Below are 26,299 nucleotides of genomic sequence, written 5' to 3' on the forward strand. Positions count from 1 at the left end.
GTTTGCTTAGAGCTGAGGCGCTACGCGATGCTTCCGACTTGGTGCACAACGTGCCCAGGCACTCTCTCATGGCAGTAAGCTACAATGGAGCGACGCAAGTGGAAAAGCATCGGAAAATACCTAATTCTTCGTATACCTTCATTAATACGACAAAAATCGGGGGCGCGGAATTGCATCAAAATAGGTAAGAAAACGTGAAAAATTACTGGCTTGATCCCCTGCTTAATTATTTGGGCAATGCCCTACAACTTAAGGGTATATCCCTTTCGGGGGCGTATCTAGGTAATATATCGAAACCGAAACTATATAGAAACCTGGCCGAGCCGCTCGATTTCATCGGAAACCGCGGCTGAACGGAAGAGCCTGAAACAATCCAGGATGGCGTCTTTTACCATCGGAGTTGGTCATCACCGAACCCGCTAGTGACAACATGATCTCGAAACCTAAGGAATGCTCGCCGAGCCGATGAAGTCCTCTCACTTCGTCGAGGGACAAGCAACTGGCACCGGCGGTCCTTCATCAAAACAGCAGGCGGGAAGTAAGTATGGTGAAACGCCGCTTCAGTCGAAGAAGAAAGGCGCGGCGATCCGGCAGAGATTCGGACGAACCGTTACATGGCCTCGCGTCGAACCCGATAACCGGCTTCAAGGTGGTTGGCATAGGCGCATCCTCGGGAGGGCTGAATGCGGTCAGCTCGCTTTTGAAAGCCTTGCCCTACCGGACCGAATGCGCATTCATGCTTGTGCAGCATCTCGATGCGGCTCACCGAGGCATGTTGGCCGAATTGCTGTCGGCTGAGACTTCATTGAAGGTGCTCCAAGCAACGGATGGCATCGTCATCAAACCCGAGCATCTCTATATCATTTCGCCGGAACTCTACATGGAGGCGGAAGCGGGCAGGCTTCATCTCGCCCCGCCTCCTACCCAGGGCGATGCGCGGTTATCATTTGATTTCCTGTTATATTCCCTGGCGCGCGAATATGGTGCCCGCGCGGTTGCAGTCATCTTGTCCGGTACCGGGGCTGATGGCTCTGCTGCGGTCGCCTCAATAACGGATGCCGGCGGCCTCGTCGTCGTACAGGATCCGCAAGAGGCCGAGTTCGACGGTATGCCGCGCAATGCGATCAGGTCGGCTACAGATCCGGTCATCCTGCCTGTTGCAAGGATGCCGGAAGCAATCCTCAACCGGACACCTGTGGCTCCAGCAAACCTCCGCGCTCGATTGGCGACCCGTCCCGAGCGCACATTCCCACCCTCCGGAAAAGGTTCCCTGGCTGAATCCGTCTCTCGGGTCTTGCTTGATCGTTATGCTCCGGCGGCGCTTCTTATCGATCGGCGACATGAATGCCTCTATTCGACCGGCTTACTGGCTAAATTCCTCAATGTCGCGCCGGGGTCCGCATCTCACAATCTTTTCGCCATAACCCCCAAGAGACTTCATAGAAAACTCAGATCTGCGATCCAACACGCGACGGAAGACCGAAAGCCTTTCGTCGCAACAGGAGCAATGATCGAAAACAACGGCGACAAGATTCATTTCAGCATTCACATCGAGCCACTGATCGACCACGGGGAACACTATTTTCTGGTTTGCTTCGTCGAGGATATTTCTCCGGACCATGGGATGGAGCGGCCGCAGGGCGCACGTGCAGATGATGCTCGCGTTGCGGAGCTTGTGGCCGAGCTGGAGGAGACGCGGGCCGAATTGCAGGCCGCCATCCGGAACCTGCAGACCGCAGGCGAGGAGCAGCAGATCATCAATGCAGAAGCTCTCTCTCTCAATGAGGAATACCAGGCGGCAAACGAAGAGCTCGTAACCTCCCAAAAGGAATTGCAGTCTTCGAACCAGGGGCTGGCGTCTGTCAACAATCAGCTCCGGGAGGCTTTGGAGAGCCAGCGGGCAATCTCGAAGGATCTCGAGAATATTCTCAACAGTACAGACATTGCTACGCTGTATCTCGATACCGAATTGAATATCCGCTTTTTTACGCCTGCAACCCGGTCTCTGTTCAACATAATATCTTCCGATGTTGGGCGGCCGCTTTCCGACTTCACGACATTGACGGATGATGGGACGTTGCAGGCTGATGCGCTCGACGTCCTGAAAAGTGAGGGGGCAGTCGAAAGAGAGATCAGTGCGCGCGACGACCGCTGGTACATCCGCCGGATAAGGCCCTACCGAACCCAGGAAGGCCGGATCGAGGGGGTTGTGGTTATCTTCATCGATGTGAGCATTCAGAAGCAGATCCTGCAGGATAGAGAGGCGGCGAAGAGATCCGCGGAGCTCGCCACTCAAGCAAAATCTCACTTTCTGGCTGCCGCCAGTCATGATCTTCGTCAGCCTCTGCAGACGCTGAAACTCCTCCAGGGGCTGTTGGAGAAAATGGTCAAAGACGAGCAGCCGCGAACACTTGTACTGAGGATGGAAGAGACGCTCGCCTCGATGTCGGGCATTCTCAATACGGTTCTCGACATCAATCAGATCGAAGCCGGCATGGTGCAGCCGAAGTTTGAGAGCTTTGCAATCACCAATCTCCTGGTTCGGATGCAGAAGGAGTTCTTCTACCCCGCGCGTGCAAAAGGACTCGAACTGCGGGTTGTCCCTTGCGGGCTGGCGGTACGCACGGATCCACGTCTGTTGGAGCAAATCCTCCGCAATCTCATGTCGAATGCGCTCAAATACACGCTGAGCGGAAAGATCCTTCTCGGATGTCGTCGGCATGGCAGCAAACTTCGGCTTGAAGTCTGGGACACCGGCATAGGGATTCCCGAAAATCAGATCGAAAAGATCTTCAACGAATACCATCAGCTCGACATGCCCATTCGGGGCAGAGACCGTGGTCTGGGGTTAGGCCTTTCAATCGTTAAGCGTCTGAGCGATCTGCTCGGATCGAAGATTTCAATACGGTCACAGCTTCAGAAGGGATCGGTTTTCTCGATCGAGATCGATCGCGCTGCTATCGACCAACCCCTGGTGGCGTTGCCCTCGTTGGAACTTCGGACGGAAAGGCCTCAAAACTCTCCAGTGGCATCAATCCTTATCATAGAGGATGAGGATGCAATGCGAGACTTGTTGAGAATGGGGTTGGAGCAGGCCGGGCATACCGTCGCGACCGCAACTAACGCTTTCGAGGCGGTAACCCTTGTCAAGCAGGGACGCTTCATACCGACCTTTGTCCTGGCAGATTACAATATCTCGTCGGCAATGGACGGCCTCGCGACGATTGAGAACATACGCAATATCCTCGGGCGTCGGATTCCCGGATTGATACTGACAGGCAACATATCGAGCAACGCACTCAAAAAATATGCCCAGCACGATATCCCGCACCTGAACAAACCGGTGAAGCTGAGGGAGGTCATTCAGGCGGTCGATGACCTTCTTGCGCATTCCGACAAGGGGAATGCAACAGACGATAGTCATGCCGCGAGGTCGGACGCCGCTCTCAGTCCACTGATCGAGGTGATCGACGATGAGCTAGGCGTTCGGGAGAGTATACGCACCCTCTTCGAGGGGATGGGCTGGGCAGTCCTGACTTACGCCAGTGCAGAAGAGTTCCTGGCCGGCTACGATCCGGACAGACCGGGCTGCCTTGTGCTGGATGCCTATCTGCTCGGCATGAGCGGGCTTGAACTGTTGCGCATATTAAAGGAAAGACAGCATCGTTTTCCCGTCATTGTCATCACCGGTCACAGCGATGTGCGCATGGCCGTCGATGCGATGAAGCACGGGGCGGCGGACTTCATTGAGAAACCTTTTTCCCTTGAGGATATTCAACGGAGCGTCACAACGGCGCTCGAACAGGTGCGCGATACAAATGACCGTTCCGGCCGCCGTGACGCGGCCCGTACCAAGCTCGCTGCCTTGACGCGGAGGCAGCGGCAGATCCTGGACAGAATTATCCTCGGACAGCCGAACAAGATCATCGCTGCAGAGCTGGGATTGAGTCAGCGGACTGTTGAAAACCATCGGGCTTCCATCATGCGCAGAACAGGCTCGTCCTCTTTTCCCGCCTTGCTGCGGCTTGTGGTTATGGCAGAGGAATAGTGTCGGGCCGCATGCATCAATGAAAGCGGCGTCTGAAAATTTCCGGCCATCCTGAAAGAAGAAATCTTATGCGGCGACCGGCGTCGGGCCGATGCAGGAGATAGCCGACAGGTGGCAGAAAAGCCTTAAGTGGTGAGATGCGAAAAGCCTGCCTCAACAATTTGAAAGCCTCGATATCTCCCCGGAGAAGGTGAGAGATGCCGGACCAGTAGGCTCGGTTTGCAATACCCCGCCGGGCCAGCTGCCGCATTGCGTCACTGCCCACCATGTTCTTTCCTTCATGGCTGAAGAAGCTCTCGGCAGCCGCGGCCGTATGAAGGATGTGCTGTATCTGGCGCGACGCAAATGCCTTGGAGCGGTTGTTCGCATGTGACCGAATACCGGCCTGGACACATCCAATCTCGGCTACTGAGCCATGCAACGCCAGCCGCAGCCAGATTTCATAGTCGTCGCTGTGGGGTAAGTCAGTGCGATAATGGCCGACGCGCTTCTGGATGCTCGTCCTTACGACGACAGATGATCCGGGTATCTGGAACACTCCCATCCTGCAGAAGCGTTCGATGAAGGCTCGACCTTCGTGAAGTTCGAACGGCGTTGGATAGGGTTGAGCTGGAATCCGGGGAATTGGCGCGTCGTCTTCAACAGCGACGTCCAGTCCATAGCAGAATGCGATCGACGTGTTGCGCTCCATGAGGTCGACCGCGCGCTTTAGAGCTCCGGGGACGAGAAAGTCATCGGAGAACAGCAGCAGGAAATAGTCGCCCTGGGCCCAATCCACGCCCTGATTGAAGGAGGCATGCGTTCCCAGGTTTTCCTGGCGGAGAATAAGCTCGACACGGTTGTCGTGGGCGAGCGATCGTGCGATCTCCGCGCTGTCGTCCGTCGATGCATTGTCGATAATCAGGACGCGGACCTGGACCTCTTCCTGATTCAGGATGCTTTCCACGCAGGTGCGCAGGTATCTTCCGTAATTATAGTTGGGTACGACGACGTCAACGGTCCTCATCTGTCTATGCTCTCAAGGCCGGAAAGTGTCGGCGCAGCCACGGCGCTGCGTTTGACAGCGTACGCAGGATCAACCGAATTTCCGTCAGAAATGGATGATTTGCGACAATCACGCCCGGGAGCCACCCTGCAGCGGCGGTCAAAAGCATCAGCCCGAAATGCAGGAAGTTCATCTGAAGGTTCCACCCGTTGAAGGCAAGAAACGCCAGCGGTCCCATCAGGGAAAAAAAGGTGACGACGACGCTTGGAAGAATTGCCGCCATCAGTTCCGCGAATGTAAATCCCAGGTGTTTCCTGGCAAAATATAGAGAGATCAGCATCTGTGCGGGTAGCGAGATGAATTGGCTTGCTGCCATGGCCGTGATGCCATAGGTGCTGGCCCCGCAGAGCAGGACCAATGCCAGGCAACGGCACAGGAAACCGGAGAGAAACGCGTCACGGTTGTGCCCGAGTGCAAGCAGCAGCGGATTGGTGACAACGACTGCGAACCAGAAAACTGCCGCAAGCGAAAGAAGTCGAACGAGCAGAATTGCATCACCCCATTGAGGCCCGAGAATGAGATCGACGATGGGGGTGGCTGTCAGTGCGATGAGAAGTACGCCCGGCCAATAGAGTCCTGACAGATAGCTGAGCGTATTGAGGTAGGCTTTCTTGATGTTTCCGCCCCCTCGTACGCTGGCAGCCAGAGCCGGAAAGGCCATCGCATAGAAGGCCGACATGACGATCCTGTCGGGAATTCCGCACAAGGTGTTGGCTCGATTGTAAAGACCGACAGAGGACATCGATATGATCTTGCCGAGGATCAGCTGCGGAACAGTTTCATAGATGCGATCGACTGCCTGAGAAGCTCCCTTGAAACGCCCGAACGCAGCCACCGTCCGCCAGGATTCCAAACTCGGCCGGCATATAAGGACGAGAGAATGGGGAGAGACAAAAGCAGACAAGCCGGCGAGCGTGATTGCGCCGGCGAGCGTAGCCCATGCATAACTGATATAACCGAAACCGAGAAATCCCAGCAGGATCGTCGACGAAGCGGAAACGAGCAGGGCGGCACTGCGGATTTTGGCGAGCACGCCAAACGCCATATTACGCCGCAGGGTTGCGACAATCGGCTGCGAAACCACGTCGGCGAAGGCCGACATCATGATAAGAAACAGAAATAGCGGCAGTTCGGGTGAATCATAAAACTGCGCGATCTCGTTTGAGATGATCAGGATTCCAACAGTGATCAACACGGTGAGCACAAAGAGCATCGTAAAGGAGGTTCGGAGATCCTTTTCCTCGATCTGCGGCCTTTGAATGAGAAATTCCGGCGTCACGAATTCTCGCAGCGACAGGGCGATCGCGCCAATACCAATACCCGTCACCGCGTGCCCGATGGCATCAGGCGTCAACAATCGTGCCATCGCGGCCACGACTGTGATGTTGATAGCCAGGCTCAGATACTGCTCTATCGACGACATAATGAACGCGCGGCGAGGGGTACTCATGTGCCGCTCCGAAATCCGGTGAACCTTGCGATCCAATGGAGATAGTCGGTTCTTTTCCTGTGCCGATACATTTTAAAGACCCCCGGGGCTACTCAAGGATTGGGCATGCGTCATTCCAGATGTTGTTTTGTACTCACGTCAGACCGGAGGCGCTGAAAGCAACTGCTTGCCCAAAATCTGCTGCTGCTCGAGAAGCTGACTTTGGAAACGCTCATTTACGAGGCTGATCTGGTGTTTGATGGCTTCTCGATTATCGAGCATCTCCAGAAACAGGTTCTGAAGTCCGTCCACGTCGAATGCTTCTATATGCCGACAAAATTGCTGTTGGCCGAAATCCCGCATCAGATCATCATTCTTCCTCGCATATCCGAGCGATATCGTCGGCCGGCCAAGCTTCAATGCGCAGACGAGATTGTGATACCGCGAGACGACCGCCAGATCGACGGTTGAGATCCGCTTCATCAGGTCGTGGAGTGATCCTCCTCCCGAAGCGATCTCGACCCGAGCCCAGTCCGCTTTTGCGACCGTGTTTGCGAGGATGTCGACAATATCGTCGCACGCGCGCTGGTCGGTGACGTCCCCCATAAACAGATTGACACGGTATCCTTCCGCGACAAGCCAATTCGTGAAAGCGGAGATCTTGCGGATGTAGTTTTCATAGATCGCGTCGGCATGAGACTCGCCGGGCTGCCATCCGCGATAACGCATGATGCCGACTCCAACGCACAAACCTTCACCGGCCGACTTTTCAGGGCCGCATGCGGGAAGTGGAAGGCTGAAGGCAATGTCCGGGTAGCGGTGATCGCGGGAAACGTCGACACCGAGTGACCGCATATATTCCAAAGAGTAATCGTCGCGATATGACCGGTATGAGGCCATCTTTGCCGCAGACACAAGAAACCATCGGCTGAGGCGGCCTTTTATCGGTCCCGCACCGATGCTGACGAAAGCGATCTCAGTTCGGCATAGCCGGGCGACGAGGCACCAGCAGAAGATCACGAATGGCCAGCCAAACGCATTCTCCTGGAAATCATCGAGGATCCCGGTTCCTGGGATGATCATCAAATCAAACCCGTTCAGTTGTGCAATCGCGATGCCGAGCAACGCCAGCCGACGGGGCAGTTTCAGGAGGAGCCTGTCCAGCCTCCTGGCCCATGGAGCGGAAAGGGCGGGGCCGCCAACGCTCATACACCGTATATTATAACGTGCTTCAATGACGGCCGGGTTGGAGCAGATACATAAAAATTCAGCGTCAGGCCGCAACTTGCGCAAATAGATGAGCATCGCCTCCAATGACCCGTCATTGCCGGAGTTGCCGGATCCGAATTGCCCGAGCAGGCTGATCTTCATCTGGTCTTCCATGAGCGCGAGACTGCAGCCGGTGATACCGTCGCTTCTAAAGACACTGATATCGGCTCGACGAGTGCCTACACACATCGTAATTCGGCTGGAATCATCCCCCAAACGAATACGTGCTCTTGCAGCCATCCTTCTAAGGACGATGCGACTTAACCCAGCATTCGACTACCTCCAGACAGTCGGGGCCCTAGTATCCTCGAACTGAGCGGAAACGGTGCTTTCGATCATCCGGATGGATCGACCGTCGCTTCGCCTGCGATGAGAGAGGCCGTAGATGAAGCTTGCTTATTTCGTGCTTCCGCATGTCGGCGGAACCTATTCCGTTTTTAAACATCTGCGGGCTGGTCTGGCGGTATACGGGATCGATGTTCGGTGGTTCGGTACGTGCCGGCACGGATATGAGCTGCCGGCCGCGATGCGAGAGGAAGGCCTACTTGGATTGTTGCTGGAAATGCCAGCTTCCCTCACGGAAGGCGCCTGTGCCAAGCGAATGGCGGAAGTCATCGAAAGCGAGGGTTTTGACGGGGTCGTCATCAATGTCCTCGGCGACAGGCTGCAGACGAATATCGCCCGATACCTGCCGGAACACATCCTGCGCATTCTGGTCGTCCACAGCATCACCCCGGGTACCTATGCTGCAGCAAGGTCGATCCGCGATTTCGCGCATGCAACGATCGGCGTATCGGAGCGATGCCGCACCGACTTGGTTGAACGTCACGGCTTTCCGGCCGACCGAACCTACGCAATTCCGAATGCGGTCGATACGGCCGCCTTTCGCGAGCAGGAGGGCCGTCGTGTGCGTGCTGGACCGGAATTGCGTACTCTCTTTGTCGGACGGATCGAAGATACATCCAAAGGCGTCCTGTGGCTCCGTGAGATTCTCGATGGGTTGCCGGAGACCGTATCCCTGACGGTGGTCGGTGACGGACCGGATATGCCGAAGCTCAAGCGACGTCTTGCCGGGCATGCGGATCGCGTGCGCTATACCGGAACGATGCCGCTTGCTCTGATTCCGTTGGCGATGGCGGAACATGACGTTCTCATCATGCCCTCCCGTTTCGAAGGCTTCGGACTGACTTTGATCGAAGCAATGGCGGGAGGATGCGTCCCGGTCGTGTCCCATATCCGAGGTGTCACGGATACGATCGTCGAGAATGGCAAGAACGGTATGCTTTTTCCCGTCGGAGACTATACCGTGGCTGCGAATGCCGTAACGCGCCTCCATCAAGATCGCGATCTGCTTGAGCGCATGTCGTTTTCGGCGCGCGCAATAGTCCCGGAGCGTTATAGCATCGAAAGAATGGCGGATCGCTATTACGACGTCATAAGCTCGGCGATGATCGGCTGGCCGAAGCTGTCGCCTGTGCTGGATATTGACAGCTGGTCGATCCCTCCCGGACTGCGGCCAGGGTTGCGCACTTATATCCCGCTGCCGATCAAGAATTGGCTGCGTGTCGTACGTGAGCGGCTGTGATACGATGAAACGCCATCTCCTATCCCCTGGGCGCCGCCTTCAGAAAAGACCGGCGAACGACGGCCGAATGCGCTCCTTGATAAGGATGTCCATCAGCTCCTGTCTGCTGTTCATGCTCACGTCTTCCTCCTTTGCCGAAGGTATCGAATTTCCGCTGCGAACAGCACAGGGTCGTCATTATCTGGAAGACAGCCAGGGCCGTCCATTTCTTATCTCGGGTGACAGCGCCTGGTCGCTGATTGCGGATCTCTCCCTGAACGACGCGGAATTCTATCTCGATACGCGAAAGCGGCAGGGCTTCAACACTGTCCTGGCATCACTGATCGAGCATAGGTTCGCGCATAATGCGCCGGCAAATTTTTACGGTGAAGCGCCATTTCTCGGCCCCGCCTTCGAGGTGCCGAACGAGGCCTATTTCCGAAGGGCCGAGATGGTCATCCAAGCCGCCGCCGACAGAAATCTCCTCGTCCTCCTGTGCCCGGCCTATCTCGGGGCCGGCGGCGGGCCGGACGGCTGGTATCTGGAAATGGTTGCCGCAGGGCCGGAGAAGTTGAAAGCCTACGGGCGGTACATCGCCCGCCGCCTCGCCAAGTTTTCAAATATCGTTTGGGTACAGGGCGGTGATTACGATCCCGCCGACAAGGCTCTGGTGACGGCGATAGCCGAAGGGATAACCGATGTCGCTCCCGATGCGCTTCAGACCATTCACGCCAATCGCGACACGGTCAGCAGCGTCTATTGGCAAGGGGCGGATTGGCTCGATATCGATACTGTCTACACATACGACGATGTCGCCGAGGCAGTTTCCGCACGCCATCGATCCGGGCCTCGGAGGCCTTTCTTCTTTATGGAGGGGAAGTACGAGGGTGAGCATGGCGTTGACGAGCGTGAAGTCCGTTTGATTGCTTACAGTGCGCTCCTTTCAGGCGCTGGCGGCCAGATGTTCGGGAACAATCCCGTTTGGCATTTTTCCGGTCCCGGTCTCTACGGCTCCTCGGAAACCTGGCAGCAGGCGATTTCGAGCCGTGGTGCTGAAAGCCTGAAGCATCTCAATACATTCTTCGGCGGACTGGAATGGTGGAAGCTGACGCCGGATCAGGGTTCCTTGCTAAAAGACGCGGAAGGCATGGGCCACCGCAAGATATCGGCGGCGCGCAGCGTGGATGGCTCCTTTGCCGTGATCTACGTCAGCGACGCCACCAGGTTGACGATCGATCTCGGCAGCCTGGCGAGAGGTGACAAGCTACTTCGATGGTACGATCCATCCAGCGGTGTTTTCATAGAGGGTAATGAGCGGCTTGGCGCTGACGGCGTGAAAGAAATCGCTGTCCCCGGTGCATCAAATGATTCCGGCTTCCACGACTGGGTGGCTGTCTTGTCTCACGACGACGAGGACGTCGCTCGTCCTGCTCAGCATTTGATGCAAACACCTCCAAAATCTCTCGCGGACTAGGTGCCAGGGGGGCACCAGAAGCTCGCCCGCCTACGCCTTTCGAGACTGGAACCGCCATAGGGGTAAAAGGGGTAGGTATCCGCGGCAATACCTCCTTCCTATGTCGGAGAGCTTTGCTCCCTTTGCTCGCGTACCGCCCTCTGCCGAGGTTTTTTAGAATCATGTCGAAGGTCGGCGTAATCGCTCGACCAAAGCTTACGCTCCTCCGTGGCAAGGGAATTCGAGATGTCCGGGCTATTTGTCAATACGATCGCAACATTCATCCTGAGCGTCTCATTGATCGTTGGTCTGCGCCGTCTGGCCGTGGCCTTTCAGCTTGTCGATCGCCCGGATACCGTCAGGAAGCGCCATAGCGGTGCCATTCCGCTTTGCGGGGGGATCGCCGTATTCTCCGCCTTCGCCATTGCCACCTTCTTCGGAGGAAGGCCCGATCTACTCGGATTGAATTTCTGGCTGGGACTGCTGATCATCACGTTCATTGGTGTCGTTGACGACCGCCTGCCGCTTCCCGCCATCGGCCGTCTCGTTCTGCAGCTGTCGATAGCGGTTGCCCTCGTTGGCGGTACCGATATCGGTTCATTATCGGTGGGGGCTCTGCTTTCCGAAGATACCGCACTGTTCCTGCCATTCTTTTTCTTTATTGGCGTTCTGTTCGTCGCAGGGCTTGTGAATTCGTGGAACATGCTCGACGGGGTCGATGGGCTTGCGGGTGGCGTGGCGGCTGTTTCCCTGATCTGGTTGATCGTCATCGCCGGATCGGCAGAAATGACGGAGTTCATTGCGTCGATCGAGACGCTTTTGATCTGCCTCTGCGCGTTTCTGGTGTTTAACATGAGAAGCCCCTGGCGCATGCGTGCCAGCGTGTTCCTCGGCGATGCGGGCAGCACGGCTCTCGGCGCAACAATCGCCTATGTCATCCTTCTACTGGCGACCAGAAGCAGTGCGGTTTCCTTTCCCGCATTGTTGTGGGTCGTGATCGTTCCGATCGTCGATACGCTGAGCCTGATCGCTCGCCGGCTGCTTGCCCACCGCAGTCCGATGTCGGCCGATCGCTGGCATCTCCATCATCTGCTGCTCGACCATGGCCTGGGTCATGCTGCGACAACCAACACCGTGATATTGGCGTCGGCGATCTGCGGCGGAATCGGCTATGCAGGAATTCGGGCAGATGTGCCTGGCGAGATCATGGCAATCGGGCTCATCGTGCCGATTGCCATTCACACGATGTTCGTTCTTGCCGCAAGTGGCTACCGAGTCAAAGTGCAGCCCGACGGAAGCGGGGCGGGATTGCGATCAAGCAGAACGGACGTGCTCGGCGGCGCCACGAGCAGTATGGTTTTCAAGGGGGCGGCAAAGCCGGTCTTGAAAGATGAGTGATTGTTCCTCGGTGACGCTGCACCTTCGGCCGAAACCTGCCGGGACATATGTGCCGCCCCTCATCAGGGCTCAGCCCTTTGGGCGGTTGGCTCGCATCTTGGCCCATCTGGGTGCCGTGGTCGCCGGTATCCTTGTGCTTTATGGCCTGGCGCTCATTTCCGCAGGTTCGTTGCTGATGGCGCGGGACGTTCTCGCGAACGCCGATATCATCGTGGTGCTGGGAGGCGACGGGCCGCCACGAGCAGCGCGAGCGGCGGCACTCTGGCATCAGAGAAGGGCACCACTTGTGCTGGTCACAGGCCGCGGCGACTGCAATTTCATTCGCCAGCTGCTGATTGAGGCCGGCGTGAAGCCCGAGGTGATCACGACGGAGTGCCAGTCCGCCAGCACATGGGAGAACGCCACGTTCTCGCAGCCTATACTCACCGGCATGCAGGTCCGCAGCGCGATCCTGGTGACGAGCTGGTTTCACTCGGGCCGCGCGGTAAAGCGTTTCCGCTCTCTAATGCCGGACATTCGCTGGATCTCTGTACCGGCTGAAAGGGAGAAATCTTATTGGAGGCTCGTTTTTGATATCGACGGCGTCCAGATCGTCAAGGAATATATCAAGACCATCGCCTACGACGTAAGGGGCCAAATCTCCGCTGCTGCTGCTCCCAAAGCGCTGCTGCTGGCCAACACGGATGCCGGGCGATGAACATCTTCCTGGTCTTCTGTCTGATCGGCATCGTACTCCTGCTTCTCGGATGGGGAATGCTGCGTCCAGAAAGGATCTACGAGTTCCCATTCCTCACCGGAGTCATCACATTCAGCTTCATCCTTCCGCAGGTTCCGGGTCTGGCGACGGACAGCTTTCTGCCGGAGACGGCATTCGCCAGGACAATCGCGTTCACGATAGTCTGCCTTTTCATGTGCTGGTGGGGGTGGAGCCAGAAGGCACGGCCGTTGGCATTTTTCCGTCTCGACTTTGATGAAGGCCGCCTCTTGATCATAGCGGCTCTGCTTTCTGTTGTCGGGGCCTATTTTTATTTCAAGCTCAGCCGTCTTCCCGGTGAACTCACCATTGCCGTGCAGATGACCGGTACTCCGGTCATGTATATCTTCTTCTCGCGTCTGTTGAGTTATGGACTGGTCATCGCCACACTCTGCTTCGCGCGACGTTTTTCCTGGTGGGCCGCCACCATCATTGCTTTCGATCTTGTCTTCTATCTCGATCGGATCGTGATCACCGGCAAACGGGCAGAGACGGTCGAACTGATCATGATCTTCATGCTTGCATGGTGGTGGTACAAGGGCCTGGCCATTCCGCGCACCCTCATCATCGTCGGGGTTTTACTTGGCACGCTGCTGATGAACAGCATGGGGGACTATCGCACGATAACCAAAGCGAATTCTGCGCCTGTGTGGGATGAAATCAAGAGAATCGACGTGGTGGATAATCTGTCGAAAGTCTTGAGAGACGGCGGAGAAGAAATGCGCAACGCCATCGTTCGGATCCATCATGCCGCCACGACCATGCAATTCGATTACGGCAAATTCCATTGGAACAGGCTCGTTTTCAGTTTCGTGCCGGCCCAGGTTGTTGGCGTTGAGGTCAAACAGTCTTTTATGTTGCCCGTGCCGCCACAGGCTCGGGACTTTAATCCGGTCGTCGGCACGACCGAAACCGGCATGGCAGATGCGTTCGAATCCTTCTGGTACCTTGGCGCGTTCAAGTTCTTCATTCTCGCTTACCTTCTCCGCCGCATCTGGGTCACGGCCAATAGTGGAGAATTCGCCGCGCAATTTACCTATGCGCTTTCGATCATTCCTTCGATGCATGCGATTTCCCATCAAACCGACTGGGTGCTGATGGTCTGGGTGCACATGCTGATGTTTGCTGCGCCGGCTTTGGCTTTTGCGATCATCCCTTACCGTCGCCGCAACCGGTATGAGATGCATCCTCCCTCGCTTGCGGCCAATGGATAGGTCATGCTGTCAAGATACGACGATCCGACCTTCAAGCACGCCGCCATCCCTTTGCCGCGGTTTGGAGGGCCGACATTCGCCCTGCGTTTCCGGCTGAAGCGACTGGTCTGGATGACGGCCTGGCGTTTTCTCGCCTCTTGGACACCGCCGCCATTGCGACGCTGGCGCAATCTTCTTCTGCGTATGTTCGGGGCAGACATTCACTCGACCGCGATCGTCCACGCAAAGGCAGTGATCTGGTGGCCGGGACATCTCGTCATGGAACGTTACGCCTCGATGGGACCGGGCGTCATCTGCTACAACGTCGACAAAATTACAATTGGTGAGTTTGCCTCCGTCTCGCAGCGGTCGCATCTATGCACTGGTTCGCACGACATCCAGGACAGCGCCTTTCCGCTGATTACCCAACCCATTACGATAGAGGCTAACGCCTGGATCGCGGCGGAAGCCTTCGTAGGCCCAGGTGTCGTGATTGGAGAAGGGGCTGTTTTGGGGGCGCGGGGCGTTGCCGCTAAATCGCTGGCGCCATGGACGATCTATGTCGGCAACCCGGCAAAACCGGTCGGACGGCGGCGATTGGAAGCTGCGGCTTCCTATGCGCTCAAGCGGTAGCTGCGCAATGTCGTGTCGGCAATTGCCGGCCAGGTGAATTTCTCCAGAACCAGCCGCCGTCCATTCTGCCCCATCGATTGCGCTCGCGCGCGATCATCAAGGATCGCCGCCAGAGCTTTTGCAACCTCTCCCTGGTCGAGCGAGACGATGATCCCGGCGTCGGCCGCGGCAACCTCCGGAAAATGGCATTGATCGGTGATCACGACAGGGGTGCCGCAGGCGAGCGCTTCCGTGATCGCCATGCTGAAACCTTCCTGCCTGCTCGGCAGACAGAAGCAGTCGGCATCCACCATCGCCTCGACCTTGGTCTTGCCATAGAGCGGGCCTGTAAGATGTACCCGATCCTCGATGCCGAACTGCCGGACCAGGGATATGAAATCCCCTTCCGCCCCTCCCGCCGGGCCTGCGACGACCAGATCGACATCGGGATACGTTTCACAGATTTCGGCGAAAGCTTTGGCGAGAATATCCAGGCCTTTCTTGAAGTGCAGGCGGGAGAGAAACAGGATGTAGCGCCGGTTCGCCGGAAGGGCAATTTGGGGCCGGAAAAGCCCTTTGGGTGGAAGGGGATCAAATTCCTCGGCAAATACCCCGTTCGGGATGATGAAGTTCGGGGCCTTGAATTCAAGCGGCTTGATTGCCGATGCCTCGTCCACGTTCAGGAGATGGAGGAAGGCCGCATCATTCAGCATCCTTCTGTAGCAAAGGCCCAAGGCGATCTTCTTTTTCCATGATTTTTGCTGGAGGCTCCAATGATCGAGCATTCCGGCCGGGCAGACGCAATAGGGGATGCCGGCCGCTTTCGCCAACTTCGCGGCATACAGGAGGAACGGTTCCCAGATACCATGAATGTGCATGAAGGATGCTTGTTCAAGGACCCTGCGAAGCATTCTTCGGCCCTTGAAGCAGAAGAGCCTCTCAATCCTGTTTGCGTCCGGGAGGATATGCCAGTGGATCTTGGAAAAGCCTGGTATGCTCTGCCCGATCTCCATCACCTGCGTGTTCACCGCTGTGTTCCCATAGGTGACGATGTGGACATCGAGGCCCATGGCCCCTTGCGCAGCGGCGATGCGCATCGCGACTGCCTGCAAGCCGCCGTTTTTGGGGTCGATCGACGCGATTACGTGCACGATCTTCATCGGAAAAATTGCCGTTGAACTTGCGTTTCAGGAACAGTTCTTGTTCCGGTTGGAACGTCTGGCTGGTTTCCATCCGAAATCGACAAGGCCGCAAGCAGTCGCTTTCCGTAAGCTTCCACAGTGAAATCAGCCGCGCGATGCAGTGCGTTGGCGGACATCAATGCCCGCAGCCCGTCATTTGCGGCGAGACGCTCCACCGCCAATGCGATTGCCTCGGCATCGCAAACAGGCACGATGAACCCTTCTATGCCATCGCGCACGACAGTACCGCTATTCTCTGTCGTGATGACGGGCAGGCCGGCGGCGAGCGCCTCATAGGCTGCGGTGGCCGATCCTTCGCAGAGCGACGGAAGGAGGAAGACATCGGCCCAGCGAAATTCATCGGCGACCTGGGACCGGGGAATGATGCCGCGAAGTTCCACCCATCGCGAAATGTCCTGCCGGACGGTTTCGGAGATACTGAGGCGGCCGGCCATCCGGAATGTCGCGGCCCCTCCTACCAGTCGCGCGGCCTCGGCAACATAGGGGGAGCCCTTGCGTAGCCCAACCTCTCCGACCGTCAGAACCCGTAGAGGTCCGGGCGATCGTCTTCTCCGGTCGATAGTGAAAGCCGAATTGACGCCGTAGGGCACGACGATGCAGCGTTCACCGGGACCTCCGCAGGCGATGACATGTTGTCGGACGAAATCCGAAGGACAGACGATGTAGTCGGCGAGAGCCCACTCTGCCCTTTCCCGGTTGGCGAATATGCGGGCATAAGGGTTGTGGCGAGGCAGCCCGGCCCACTCCGGAAAGCGATGCATCTCGCGATCCACGAGTGTTTCCACCACGTCGCGCGGCGCAATCATCTGTTCGACTGCAGTCCATAGGCCGCGCCGCTTTGCGGCGTGCATCTGTTCGAGGGCATCGCCACTGAAGGCATAAAGTCCTGCGGCGTCGTGGAATCCATTTCTCGCAACCATCCGCGAGAATGTCGATCCTGCCCATACCGCGTGGCCGGTCTCCTCGATGGCATCCTTGACACGCATCCGGCGCAGTGCCGAGCCGATTCCGAAGCCCGAAAAGACCGTGGTGAGCTCTGCTGGAACGCCCCTGGGGCGGCGACCGGCAAGGCGTTTGAGGGGCGCAGGAAAAAGACCGGAGGGCAAATAGTTGACTATTCTTGGCCAGCCCTTCGTCGCGCAGATGTCGGTGTAGAAATGGGCCAGCCGATCCTGCGATGCGAATATCCTGGGCACGGCGTAGTGCATACGGGCGCCGAGCTGGCTGACGACGACCTTTGCGTTCATGGCGAAATACCCTGAGCGATGGGAGAGACGGACGGGCTGGCATTCCGGACCCGCGTGATCAGCGCGCACCAGGCATCGATCGCTTTCTCGCGCGAATATTCTTTCAACAGGAGCTGACGAGCCTTTTGCCCCATCTCCGTGCGGAGCTCAGGACTATTTCGCATGTCGCATATGGCTGCCGTGAGGTCATCGACTGCGCCGATCTCGACACTTCTTCCGCACCCGGTGGAAGCGAGCACGCGCGGTACTTCGCCATCCGGATCCCCGATGAAGATTGTCGGGCGACCGGCCGCGAGGATGCCGTAGAACTTGCTCGGTACGATGCAATGCTCGAGTTCGGGCAGCAGCGACACGAGGTGCACATCTGCAGCGTTCAGGCTTTCGGACAGATTGGCGATAGGCTGCAACGGCTTGAAGATCATGTTGTCCAGCTGGAGCTGCCGTGCGGCCTCCATGACGGCAGCATGCTGATACCCGCCTCCGATCAGAAGAAAGCGGATGTCGTCCCGGTCTTTCAGTCGCCGTGCGGCATCGATGATCGTCTGGAATTCATGCGCTCTTCCAAAATTACCGGAATAGCCGACCACGAATGTGCCGCTTAATCCCCATTGGCTGCGGAGCCTGTTTCGGGACGGTGTGATCGGATAGATCTCCTCGCCATCCGACCAGTGGTGCATGACGACCAGTTGATCTCGCGGAAGTCCCTGTTGTTCGATATAGGCCGCCATCCTGCTCGTAGAACAGACTGCAATTCCGGGCGAGTTCAGTGACCAGTTGCGCGCCTTGCGAGCCAATTGCACGGGTAGCCGCCAACGCCGGAAAAAGCCGAGTTCGACTGCGGTTTCCGGAAATAGATCCATGATCCAGTTTACCATGATCCCGCCCTTCAGGCGCAGCGCAACGGCACTCGTCACAGACAGGAATGGAGGGTCGGTGCATACCACCGCCATATCGCCCGCCGAAACATTGCGCAGAAGCCAGAAGAACGCGAGGACGTGAAAGCAAAGATAATCGATCGCCCTGCCGACCACCGTGTGCCGGCCAAAGCGGAATGTGGCAAGGCGCTTGACCTGCACACCCGCAATGACCTCGTCTGCAGGCAGGTCGGTGGTGCGCTGGTTGTGGATTTCGCGGCTGGCGACAGCCATCACATCGAATCCACGTTGCACCAGTGCGAGCGCAATCGAGGTGGTCATGCGGCTGGTGGCCGACTGATCCGGGAAGAAATAGCGGTTGATGAAAATGATCTTCATGCCGTGCCCCCGCAAGCCACCCAGGGCTTACCGGAGCAATCTTGGCAAGCCGGAGCAAGACCGCAAGCTGATCGAAGGTGATAGGGCCGTCGGAATCATACCTACTGCGATCAGTTCAGGCGTATGTCGCAGAATGTAAAAAGCGGCCCGCCGGCTTGCCCCAAATATTGTTCGAGGGGTGAAGTGGGCGGCGACTGACCGTCGACGAGTGGCGCTCAGGCGACATGGTCACTTAAGGCATTGCGCAGGTCGCAACGCGGATGTCTCGTCGAAAATCGGAAGGTGACATTCCAGCAATATGCCGGAAGGATTTATTGAAGGCGCTGATCGAACCGAAGCCGCTGTCCATCGCAACCTGCAGCACGTTGGCTCCCTCCTGCATGAGAAGGGCCTGGGCACGCGATAGCCGCAGCAGATTGACGTATTTGCCGAGCGTCATCCCGGTGGATTTCCGAAAGATGTTCATCGCATATTTGGGGTGAAGTTCGGCGGCACGGGCGATGTCGATCGTGTCGATATCCTGCATGAAGTTTGCCGCGATGAAATCGCACATGCGTGCGACGCTTCTCGCTGATTGCGCATAGGGCTGGTCGGAGCTGATCGGATCGGCTCCCGATAGCGCATCAGGGACCATGCAATAGGAATCGAAGACAATACGCTCTATCCGCAAGAGCAGTTCATCGACGGCATGTTGCCGTTTGAGGGGATTGCCTGAAGTCACATATTCGAACCAGCGCGCGAAATTCTCCCTGTCCGCCGCGTCTGTGGCGGATGTCAGCAACGTCGCGCCGTGCATCAGTTGCCTGGAAACGTCGCCTGGCAACCTCAAACGGAAGAAATGCACCAGCGGCAGATGGGCGCCGGCATAAAGCGAATCGTCGGAGGACTCGTCCATGCGATGCGGCTGGCCTCCCCAGAAGAGGCACATCTGCCCGGCGTCGAGACGGATGTCGTGTTCCCCCATGCGGTAGCGAACCGTACCCCGGATCACGTAGTTTACCTCCACCTGTGCGTGCCAGTGCGGCATCAGCATGATCGGCGGATGGGTGAAGAACATCTGCAAGGCAGTCGGCAAGCCCTCGATGCTGCTAGCCCCGGGTTGATAGATCGCTCTCGTGGCCACCTTACTTTCCGCCAAATTCATGTTCCCTTTGTCGGAGACAGACGTTTCGCAGACGATAATTTAGGCACGTTTCCGAAGGGACAGCAATTGAAAAGGGAGGATTTTCAATGCGCTTCAAACTTGCAGGGGCGACGGCTGTTGTCGCGTCGCTCATGTCCGGTACTGCTTCTGCGCAGTCCGGCGAAGTGACCATCTGGAGCTGGAACGTAGCCGCGTCGGCGCTCAAGGCCACGCTTGAAGGCTTCAACAAGAAGTACCCGGACATCAAGGTCAAGGTGGAGGACCTTGGCAACGATCAGGTTTACGACAAGACGCTGGCGGCCTGTGCGGCAGGAGGAGAAGGCCTGCCCGACATCGTTTCGATCGAGAACTTCGAAGCCGAGGTCTTCTGGAATCGTTTCCCCGATTGTTTCGCGGATCTGAGCGAAGTGGGATATACACCGGAAATTCAAGCCCTGTTCCCGGAATTCAAGCGGACGGAACTCGAGGTGGATGGCGTATCCTATGCCGTACCATGGGATTCCGGCCCCGTTGCCGTCTTTTATCGACGCGACTTCTACGAGAAGGCGGGCGTCGACCCCGCGACGATCAAGACCTGGGATGACTTTATCGCCGCCGGCAAGAAGGTCATGGAAGCCAATCCGGGAACGGTGATGGCCCAGGCCGATTTCAACGGTGACAGCGAATGGTTCCGCATGATCTCCAATGAACAGGGATGCGGGTATTTCTCGACCGACGGCCAGACCATCACCATCAATCAGCCGGCGTGCGTTGCAACGCTCGAGAAGATCAAGGAGATGAAGGATGCGGGACTGATCACGGCCGCGATCTGGGACGAAAAGATTCAGTCCAACACTGCAGGCAAGGCCGCCAGCCAGATGTACGGCGCCTGGTTCGAAGGTTCGATCCGCTCCAACTCGCCCGATCTCGCAGGAAAATGGGGCATTTATCGCATGCCGAGCCTGACGTTCGACGGGCCGCGTGCCGCAAATCTCGGTGGTTCTTCGTTGGCGATCAGTGCGGCTTCGGAAAACAAGGAGGCAGCCTGGAAGTTCGTTGAATATGCGCTCACCACCAACGAGGGCCAGGTCACCATGCTGAAATCCTTCGGGCTGGTTCCGTCGCTGCTGTCGGCGGTGCAGGACCCGTTCGTAAAGGAGCCGCAGCCCTATTGGGGCGGCCAGGCGGTCTGGGCGGATATCCTTGCCACTTTGCCCCAGATCGTGCCGAGCCGAGGCACGGCTTTCCAGAGCGATGCGGATGCGATCTACCAGGCGACGCAGACGAAGTATTTCGCCGGCGGCTATCCGGATGCCAAAGCCGCGCTCGATGATGCCGCAAAGCAGATAGCGACTGCAACGGACCTGCCGGTTGCTGAATGAGAAGATATCCGGGGAAGGTCTGGCGCTGCCCGGCCTTCCCCGGTCGGCAATCCCTGACAGGAGTACGAAATGCCTTCGAGGAATAGGATGGCCTATGCCTTCCTTGCTCCCTATCTGCTGATCTTCGCGACGTTTTGGCTCTGGCCGATCATCAACTCGCTGCTGATCTCGTTCCAGAATACCCGCGTCAATCCGTGGCGTTTCAGTCTTTCCACCAACTGGGGACGCCTGTTCGGCGATCCGGCATTCTATAACGCGCTCTACAATACGCTGATCATACTGGTGATCCAGGTCCCGGCGATGATCGCGCTTGCCACCGTCATGGCAGTTCTTCTCAATTCACCGCTTTTGAAGGCGCGCCCCCTCTACAGGTTTGCCTTCTTCGCCCCGGTGGTTGTGGGCGAAGTAGCCTATGCAGCAGTCTTCCGGCTCATGTTCAGCGCCGACTTCGGCATCATCAACAAGTTGATTACATCGATCGGACTGGCCCCAGTCTCCTGGTTCGACAATGCCAATGCGGCGATGGCGCTGGTGATCATCGCGATCACCTGGCGATGGGCAGGCTATAACGCCATCATCCTTCTTGCCGGACTGCAATCGATCCCGGACGATGTCTATGAAGCCGCGACACTCGATCGGGTCGGCAAGTTCCAGCAGTTCATTCACATCACGCTGCCGCTGCTCAAGCCGATCATCAGTTTCTGCGTCGTGCTTTCGGTCATCGGCACCATGCAACTCTTCACCGAACCCTTCCTGATCACCAATCGTGGGGGGCCGGGCGGCGGGACGGAAACACTCGGTCTGCTTCTCTACCGGCAGGGCTTCACCTCGCTCAACTTCGGCTATGCCTCGGCAATAGCCTACACGATCGCGGGTCTGGCTGTGGCGATTTCGCTCCTCAACCTGTTCTTCGGGAGAGAAAGGAAATGAAATCGAAATCCCGCTCGTTCCTGATGCGGAAGATCGCGCTGCACGCAGCGTTGACGCCGCTTGCGATCCTCTGGCTCTTCCCGCTCTGGATGATGTTTGTCTTCTCGACGATGCCGGATCATGGGATATTCAGCCCCGAGATCGTGCTCTGGCCATCCACGGACTTTGCCGCCAATTTTTACAACCTGCAGGCGGACACGAATTTCGTCCGGGCAATGTTCATCTCTATCATCGTCGCGGTCATCTACACCGTCTTGTCGGTCATGTTGACTTCAATGGCAGGCTGGGCACTGGCACGTTATCGCTTCGCGGGCAGATCTCTCGTGATTGCCATTATCCTGGGCACGATCACCTTGCCTTTCGCCGTGGTGGTCATTCCGCAATTCATCATGGTCGCGCGCGAGTTCAAGCTTGCCAACACCTGGGTGGCACTGATTGTTCCGCCTCTGTTCAATTCGCTCGGTGTGTTGTTCATGCGTCAGGCGTTCTCGATGATGCCGACGGAGCTTTTCGACGCGGCCAGGGTGGAAGGCGTGAAGGAGTGGCGGATATTCCTCCACATCGCCTTGCCGTTGGCGCGCCCGACAATGGCAGCACTTGCGATCATTCTGTTCCTCGCGTCCTGGAACAACTACCTGTGGCCGCTGATGATCAATTCGCGGCCGAACATGATGACGGCGCCGGTGGCACTGGGTACCCTGATCGGTCTCACGAAGGTCTCCTGGGGAGGAATCATGGCCGGTGCGGTGCTGCTCACGGCACCGGTCCTCGTCGTTTTCATTTTCCTGCAGCGCCATTTCATCGCCGGTATCTCGGCCGGTGCCGTCAAATAGTCGGGGAGGTCCATGGCAGAAATCGTTCTCGAAAATGTCGTCAAACGCTTCGGTGCATATGAGGTGGTTCATGGCGCCAGCCTGGAGATCGTGGATGGCGAATTCGTCGTCTTCGTCGGGCCGTCCGGATGCGGAAAGTCAACCCTCCTGCGTATGATCGCCGGGCTGGAGGAAATCTCCGCAGGCACGATCAGCATCGGCGGAAAAGTCGTCAACGACACGGAATCGTCGGATCGCGGTATTGCGATGGTTTTTCAGTCCTATGCACTCTATCCTCACATGACCGTCCGCCGGAACCTTTCCTTCGGGTTGGAAATGAACGGCAATCCGAAAGAGGACACGGCCCGGCGTGTCGCGCGGGCTGCCGATATATTGCAGATCAACGAACTCCTGGAGCGACGCCCCGGCCAGCTTTCCGGCGGCCAACGTCAGCGTGTCGCCATCGGACGGGCGATCGTCCGCGAGCCGCAGGTGTTCCTTTTCGACGAACCTCTATCGAACCTCGACGCCGAACTCCGCGTCCAGATGCGTGTCGAGATTTCCAAGCTGCACAAGCAACTTGGCACGACCATGATCTACGTGACCCATGATCAGACCGAAGCCATGACGCTTGCCGATAAAATCGTCGTATTGCGGGCGGGGCGCATCGAGCAGGTGGGAGCGCCGCTCGACCTTTATGACGACCCCGCCAATCAGTTCGTCGCAGGTTTCGTGGGGTCGCCCAAGATGAACTTCCTGAGAGCCGAGGTGGTGGACCTCAGCCCGAACGGGATCACCGTGGCCTTGGTCTCAGAAGATAAGATAAATCTTACCGTACCAATTTCGTCCGACGTCGCGCCGGGCAGTCCTGTAATCCTCGGCATCCGACCGGAGCACTTCGTCAAGGCGGGAGAAGGTGACGCCGGTTTGAGGGTTGCTGTCGAGGTAGCCGAGCATCTCGGCAATACCAGCTATGTCCATGCAAGTCTTTCCGGCGAGACGATCGTCATCGAGCAACCGGGATCCCGCCACAACGGCGATAGCGAGCACCTGACCGTGGGCGTTTCCGCCCGACGCGTCTTTCTTTTCGACGAGACAGGCAATCGTCTCCGCTGAGCAATTTCATCATCCAAGGAAAGAGTCATGACCATGGAAAACAAAATCCGCTGGGGCATTATCGGGCCTGGCACGATTGCGCGCGCCTTCGCCGAAGGGATTACACATTCACAAACCGGCAAGCTCGTTGCCATCGCCACGCGCAATCCGGACAAACCCGGGCTTTCAGAGGCCTTTCCGGGTGCGAGGATCGTCGCCGGTTATGAGGCGCTGCTTGGTGATCCGGAGATAGACGCAGTCTATATCGCGGTTCCCCATACGGGACACGCGGAATGGGCGATCAAGTCCATCCGCGCCGGCAAACATGTGCTGGTCGAAAAGCCGATTGCGCTTTCCGCCTATGATGCCGACGTCGTCTTCTATGAAGCCGGAAAAGCGAAAGTTTTCGCCGGCGAAGCCTATATGTACCGTCTTCATCCGCAGACGGCGAAGCTCGTAGAACTGGTGAAGAGCGGCGTAATCGGAGACGTCAGGATCATCCGCTCGAGCTTCGGCTTCAACATGGGAGGCTTCAAGCCTGAACATCGCCTTTTTAACAACGACACGGCGGGTGGCGGAATTCTGGATGTCGGAGGCTATCCGGTCTCCATGGTCCGTCTGATTGCAGGAGCCGTCGAGGGCAAGGATTTTCTGGAGCCAAAGACAGTCGCCGGCGTAGCCCATCTCGGTCAATCAGGTGTTGATGAATGGGCTTCCGCCGTTCTCAAATTTGACAACGGCATCGTCGCAGAGGTCTCCTGCTCGATCATGGCTCAGCAGGACAACACGCTGCGTATCATCGGCTCCGAAGGACGGATCGAAGTCAAGGATTTCTGGTTCGCTTCGGGCCGACAAGGGGGTGTCGGGCGGATCGAGATCTTCAGAGGGAACGAGCGCGAGACGATTGAGCTTGAGGAGAGGCGGTATCTCTATTCCTTCGAGGTGGATGCGGCCGGCGCAGCTATCCGGGAAGGCCGGACCGAATTCGCCTGGCCCGGCATGAGCGCTGCGGATTCACTTGGAAATTTGCGCGTGCTCGATCAATGGCGGGCTTCGGTCGGCCTGGAATATGGCGTGGAGAAGGCTGCAAAGCGTCTCACGAACCTCGCCGGAGGGACCGTTCGTGCCGGCCGCAATGTGCCCAAGCGGCAGATTCCCGGCTTAGCGAAACCGGTTTCCGTCGTCAGCCTGGGGTTTGAGTTCTTCCCGAACTTCGCTGCGGCATCTTTGACCATGGATGCCTTCTATGAAGCGGGAGGAAATGTTTTCGATACCGCCTATGTTTACGGCGCCGGCAAGACGGAGAAGATTTTCGGCGACTGGCATACGAGCCGAAGGCTGCCTCGCGAGGATTTCATCCTGATCGGCAAGGGCGCTCACTCGCCGCTCTGCTATCCCGATGTGATTGCCAGGCAACTGGATCAATCGCTCGACCGCCTCAAGACCGACTATGTGGATGTCTATTTCATGCATCGCGACAATCCGGATGTTCCGGTCGGTGAGTTCGTCGATGCCATGGATGCGGAAGTGAAACGTGGCAGGATCCGCGGCATCTTCGGCGGGTCGAACTGGAGCCGCGAACGCATGGACGAAGCAATCGCCTATGCCCGCAAGAACGGCAAGGCAGTTCCCGGCGCCCTCTCAAACAATTTCTCGCTTGCCGAAATGCTCGACCCGATCTGGGCAGGATGTGTTGCCGCATCTGACGATGATTGGAAGAGATGGTTGATGGAGAGGCAGATCCCGAACTTTGCCTGGTCGAGCCAGGGGCGCGGCTTCTTCACAAGCCGGGCGGGTCGTGACAAACGCGATGACGAGGAACTCGTTCGCGTCTGGTATTCCGAACGCAATTTCCAACGTCGCGACCGGGCAATAGAGCTTGCTGAAAAGCTTGGGCGTCACCCGATCCACGTCGCATTGGCTTATGTCATCGCACAACCTTTCCCTGTCATACCCTTGATCGGGCCGCGGACCGTGGGCGAGCTCGAGGACAGTCTTTCGGCCCTCGATATCCAGCTGTCGCCGGGGCAGGTGGCATGGTTGGAAAACGGATCATAATATCGAGTGCCGAACGGCCGGGCTTTCGGCTCGGCCGTTGCAAACTCGGGTCATGGTCATGAATGAAAGTCAGCGCCGCTTTGGTGGCTGTCTTTCCGTTCGCATATTCTGTTCATCCTGAGCAAACTTACCTGCCGCGCTGCAGTTCGCCGGACGGCCAAATTCTGGAGCAGTCTCGTCTCCTGGATAGGCTATATCGATCTCACCGATATCGATAACTTCTCGTTAACCAAAAAATCCTTGACGCGACTCGGAGAGGCGTTCAGCTTCCGTAACGGAATTGAGCGGATATTTTTCGTTTCAGCGTAACCGGTGGCGGCCTCTGTTAGTTCGGTTGCTCAGCGTATAAAATCAGACGGGAATCACGTGCCCGGTCAAGCCGGCTTCATATCGGAGGTTTATCCTGCCTCTGGTCATCGAAGGGAGCAAGGC

General features: G+C 57.4%; 19 protein-coding genes. 12 read left to right on the forward strand and 7 right to left on the reverse strand.

Translation table 11 applies throughout. The features are described 5' to 3' along the window. Nucleotides 1-544 precede the first annotated feature (544 nt). Nucleotides 545-4,048, forward strand: coding sequence for a chemotaxis protein CheB (locus tag QEO92_RS31035; protein ID WP_227705865.1), 3,504 nt, complete (start codon nucleotides 545-547; stop codon nucleotides 4,046-4,048). Nucleotides 4,049-4,064: 16 nt separating this feature from the next. Here QEO92_RS31035 and QEO92_RS31040 read toward each other — a convergent pair whose 3' ends face one another. The 3 genes from QEO92_RS31040 to QEO92_RS31050 all read right to left on the reverse strand — a co-directional run bounded on the left by QEO92_RS31040 (nucleotide 4,065) and on the right by QEO92_RS31050 (nucleotide 7,893). Beyond that, the gene (locus tag QEO92_RS31040; RefSeq protein WP_227705866.1) at nucleotides 4,065-5,054 is read right to left on the reverse strand and encodes a glycosyltransferase; all 990 of its coding nucleotides are present in this window, start codon (nucleotides 5,052-5,054) and stop codon (nucleotides 4,065-4,067) included. 4 nt (nucleotides 5,055-5,058) lie between these two features. Next, nucleotides 5,059-6,579, reverse strand: a complete 1,521-nt coding sequence (locus QEO92_RS31045; protein ID WP_081952651.1) for an oligosaccharide flippase family protein — start codon at nucleotides 6,577-6,579, stop codon at nucleotides 5,059-5,061. Between the two features lie 102 nt (nucleotides 6,580-6,681). Then, on the reverse strand, nucleotides 6,682-7,893 hold the full coding sequence (locus QEO92_RS31050) for a polysaccharide pyruvyl transferase family protein (RefSeq protein WP_227705867.1): 1,212 nt from the start codon (nucleotides 7,891-7,893) through the stop codon (nucleotides 6,682-6,684). A gap of 283 nt (nucleotides 7,894-8,176) precedes the next feature. On the opposite strand from QEO92_RS31050, the gene QEO92_RS31055 reads away from it, so the two are divergent. From QEO92_RS31055 to QEO92_RS31080, 6 genes are all read left to right on the forward strand, one after another. Then, on the forward strand, nucleotides 8,177-9,376 hold the full coding sequence (locus QEO92_RS31055; RefSeq protein WP_227705868.1) for a glycosyltransferase family 4 protein: 1,200 nt from the start codon (nucleotides 8,177-8,179) through the stop codon (nucleotides 9,374-9,376). Further along, nucleotides 9,276-10,829, forward strand: coding sequence for a glycoside hydrolase family 140 protein (locus tag QEO92_RS31060; RefSeq protein ID WP_227705869.1), 1,554 nt, complete (start codon nucleotides 9,276-9,278; stop codon nucleotides 10,827-10,829). The genes QEO92_RS31055 and QEO92_RS31060 overlap by 101 nt, the downstream gene beginning before the upstream one ends. Nucleotides 10,830-11,054: 225 nt before the next feature. After that, nucleotides 11,055-12,206 carry an MraY family glycosyltransferase gene (locus QEO92_RS31065; protein ID WP_227705870.1) on the forward strand — a complete coding sequence of 384 codons (1,152 nt, stop codon included), beginning with the start codon at nucleotides 11,055-11,057 and terminating at the stop codon, nucleotides 12,204-12,206. Nucleotides 12,207-12,303: 97 nt separating this feature from the next. Continuing rightward, the gene (locus QEO92_RS31070) at nucleotides 12,304-12,903 is read left to right on the forward strand and encodes a YdcF family protein (RefSeq protein WP_227705871.1); all 600 of its coding nucleotides are present in this window, start codon (nucleotides 12,304-12,306) and stop codon (nucleotides 12,901-12,903) included. Further along, the gene (locus QEO92_RS31075; protein WP_037145573.1) at nucleotides 12,900-14,174 is read left to right on the forward strand and encodes a hypothetical protein; all 1,275 of its coding nucleotides are present in this window, start codon (nucleotides 12,900-12,902) and stop codon (nucleotides 14,172-14,174) included. The genes QEO92_RS31070 and QEO92_RS31075 overlap by 4 nt, the downstream gene beginning before the upstream one ends. 3 nt (nucleotides 14,175-14,177) lie before the next feature. Next, on the forward strand, nucleotides 14,178-14,786 hold the full coding sequence (locus tag QEO92_RS31080; RefSeq protein ID WP_037145575.1) for a putative colanic acid biosynthesis acetyltransferase: 609 nt from the start codon (nucleotides 14,178-14,180) through the stop codon (nucleotides 14,784-14,786). On the opposite strand, the gene QEO92_RS31085 is transcribed toward QEO92_RS31080, so the two are convergent. The 4 genes from QEO92_RS31085 to QEO92_RS31100 all read right to left on the reverse strand — a co-directional run bounded on the left by QEO92_RS31085 (nucleotide 14,768) and on the right by QEO92_RS31100 (nucleotide 19,611). Beyond that, the gene (locus QEO92_RS31085; protein WP_037145576.1) at nucleotides 14,768-15,925 is read right to left on the reverse strand and encodes a glycosyltransferase; all 1,158 of its coding nucleotides are present in this window, start codon (nucleotides 15,923-15,925) and stop codon (nucleotides 14,768-14,770) included. The two genes, QEO92_RS31080 and QEO92_RS31085, sit on opposite strands and share 19 nt — an antisense overlap. Further along, nucleotides 15,922-17,214: a glycosyltransferase family 4 protein gene (locus tag QEO92_RS31090; RefSeq protein ID WP_081952655.1), complete on the reverse strand. Its 1,293-nt coding sequence runs from the start codon at nucleotides 17,212-17,214 to the stop codon at nucleotides 15,922-15,924. Before QEO92_RS31090 ends, QEO92_RS31085 begins: the two co-directional genes overlap by 4 nt. Beyond that, nucleotides 17,211-18,467, reverse strand: coding sequence for a glycosyltransferase family 4 protein (locus QEO92_RS31095; RefSeq protein WP_227705872.1), 1,257 nt, complete (start codon nucleotides 18,465-18,467; stop codon nucleotides 17,211-17,213). Before QEO92_RS31095 ends, QEO92_RS31090 begins: the two co-directional genes overlap by 4 nt. Nucleotides 18,468-18,699: 232 nt before the next feature. Further along, entirely contained in the window at nucleotides 18,700-19,611 is a 912-nt protein-coding gene (locus QEO92_RS31100; protein WP_227705873.1) for a helix-turn-helix domain-containing protein, read from the reverse strand. A gap of 86 nt (nucleotides 19,612-19,697) precedes the next feature. Here QEO92_RS31100 and QEO92_RS31105 point away from each other — a divergent pair, with 86 nt between their 5' ends. The 5 genes from QEO92_RS31105 (at nucleotide 19,698) to QEO92_RS31125 (ending at nucleotide 25,867) form a co-directional block, all read left to right on the forward strand. After that, nucleotides 19,698-20,972 (forward strand): ABC transporter substrate-binding protein, encoded by a 1,275-nt coding sequence (locus QEO92_RS31105; RefSeq protein WP_227705874.1) that lies wholly within the window; start codon nucleotides 19,698-19,700, stop codon nucleotides 20,970-20,972. A 69-nt stretch (nucleotides 20,973-21,041) separates the two neighbouring features. After that, a complete protein-coding gene (locus QEO92_RS31110; RefSeq protein WP_227705875.1) occupies nucleotides 21,042-21,902 on the forward strand; it encodes a carbohydrate ABC transporter permease in 861 nt (286 codons plus the stop codon). Then, nucleotides 21,899-22,735 (forward strand): carbohydrate ABC transporter permease, encoded by an 837-nt coding sequence (locus QEO92_RS31115; protein WP_227705876.1) that lies wholly within the window; start codon nucleotides 21,899-21,901, stop codon nucleotides 22,733-22,735. Before QEO92_RS31110 ends, QEO92_RS31115 begins: the two co-directional genes overlap by 4 nt. Nucleotides 22,736-22,747: 12 nt before the next feature. Further along, nucleotides 22,748-23,830, forward strand: coding sequence for an ABC transporter ATP-binding protein (locus tag QEO92_RS31120; RefSeq protein ID WP_227705877.1), 1,083 nt, complete (start codon nucleotides 22,748-22,750; stop codon nucleotides 23,828-23,830). A 27-nt stretch (nucleotides 23,831-23,857) separates the two neighbouring features. Beyond that, nucleotides 23,858-25,867 carry an aldo/keto reductase gene (locus QEO92_RS31125; RefSeq protein WP_037145583.1) on the forward strand — a complete coding sequence of 670 codons (2,010 nt, stop codon included), beginning with the start codon at nucleotides 23,858-23,860 and terminating at the stop codon, nucleotides 25,865-25,867. Nucleotides 25,868-26,299 lie beyond the last annotated feature (432 nt).

Origin of the sequence: Neorhizobium petrolearium, from assembly GCF_029854435.1 — a bacterium.
GTDB classification, from domain to species: domain Bacteria; phylum Pseudomonadota; class Alphaproteobacteria; order Rhizobiales; family Rhizobiaceae; genus Neorhizobium; species Neorhizobium petrolearium.

Coding starts and splice junctions, on each gene's coding strand:
- QEO92_RS31035 (WP_227705865.1), top strand. CDS start 545: ATGGTGAAACGCCGCTTCAGTCGAAGAAGAAAGGCGCGGCGATCCGGC.
- QEO92_RS31040 (WP_227705866.1), bottom strand. CDS start 5,054: ATGAGGACCGTTGACGTCGTCGTACCCAACTATAATTACGGAAGATAC.
- QEO92_RS31050 (WP_227705867.1), bottom strand. CDS start 7,893: ATGAAGATCAGCCTGCTCGGGCAATTCGGATCCGGCAACTCCGGCAAT.
- QEO92_RS31055 (WP_227705868.1), top strand. CDS start 8,177: ATGAAGCTTGCTTATTTCGTGCTTCCGCATGTCGGCGGAACCTATTCC.
- QEO92_RS31065 (WP_227705870.1), top strand. CDS start 11,055: ATGTCCGGGCTATTTGTCAATACGATCGCAACATTCATCCTGAGCGTC.
- QEO92_RS31075 (WP_037145573.1), top strand. CDS start 12,900: ATGAACATCTTCCTGGTCTTCTGTCTGATCGGCATCGTACTCCTGCTT.
- QEO92_RS31080 (WP_037145575.1), top strand. CDS start 14,178: ATGCTGTCAAGATACGACGATCCGACCTTCAAGCACGCCGCCATCCCT.
- QEO92_RS31085 (WP_037145576.1), bottom strand. CDS start 15,925: ATGAAGATCGTGCACGTAATCGCGTCGATCGACCCCAAAAACGGCGGC.
- QEO92_RS31090 (WP_081952655.1), bottom strand. CDS start 17,214: ATGAACGCAAAGGTCGTCGTCAGCCAGCTCGGCGCCCGTATGCACTAC.
- QEO92_RS31095 (WP_227705872.1), bottom strand. CDS start 18,467: ATGAAGATCATTTTCATCAACCGCTATTTCTTCCCGGATCAGTCGGCC.
- QEO92_RS31100 (WP_227705873.1), bottom strand. CDS start 19,611: ATGAATTTGGCGGAAAGTAAGGTGGCCACGAGAGCGATCTATCAACCC.
- QEO92_RS31105 (WP_227705874.1), top strand. CDS start 19,698: ATGCGCTTCAAACTTGCAGGGGCGACGGCTGTTGTCGCGTCGCTCATG.
- QEO92_RS31110 (WP_227705875.1), top strand. CDS start 21,042: ATGCCTTCGAGGAATAGGATGGCCTATGCCTTCCTTGCTCCCTATCTG.
- QEO92_RS31115 (WP_227705876.1), top strand. CDS start 21,899: ATGAAATCGAAATCCCGCTCGTTCCTGATGCGGAAGATCGCGCTGCAC.
- QEO92_RS31120 (WP_227705877.1), top strand. CDS start 22,748: ATGGCAGAAATCGTTCTCGAAAATGTCGTCAAACGCTTCGGTGCATAT.
- QEO92_RS31125 (WP_037145583.1), top strand. CDS start 23,858: ATGACCATGGAAAACAAAATCCGCTGGGGCATTATCGGGCCTGGCACG.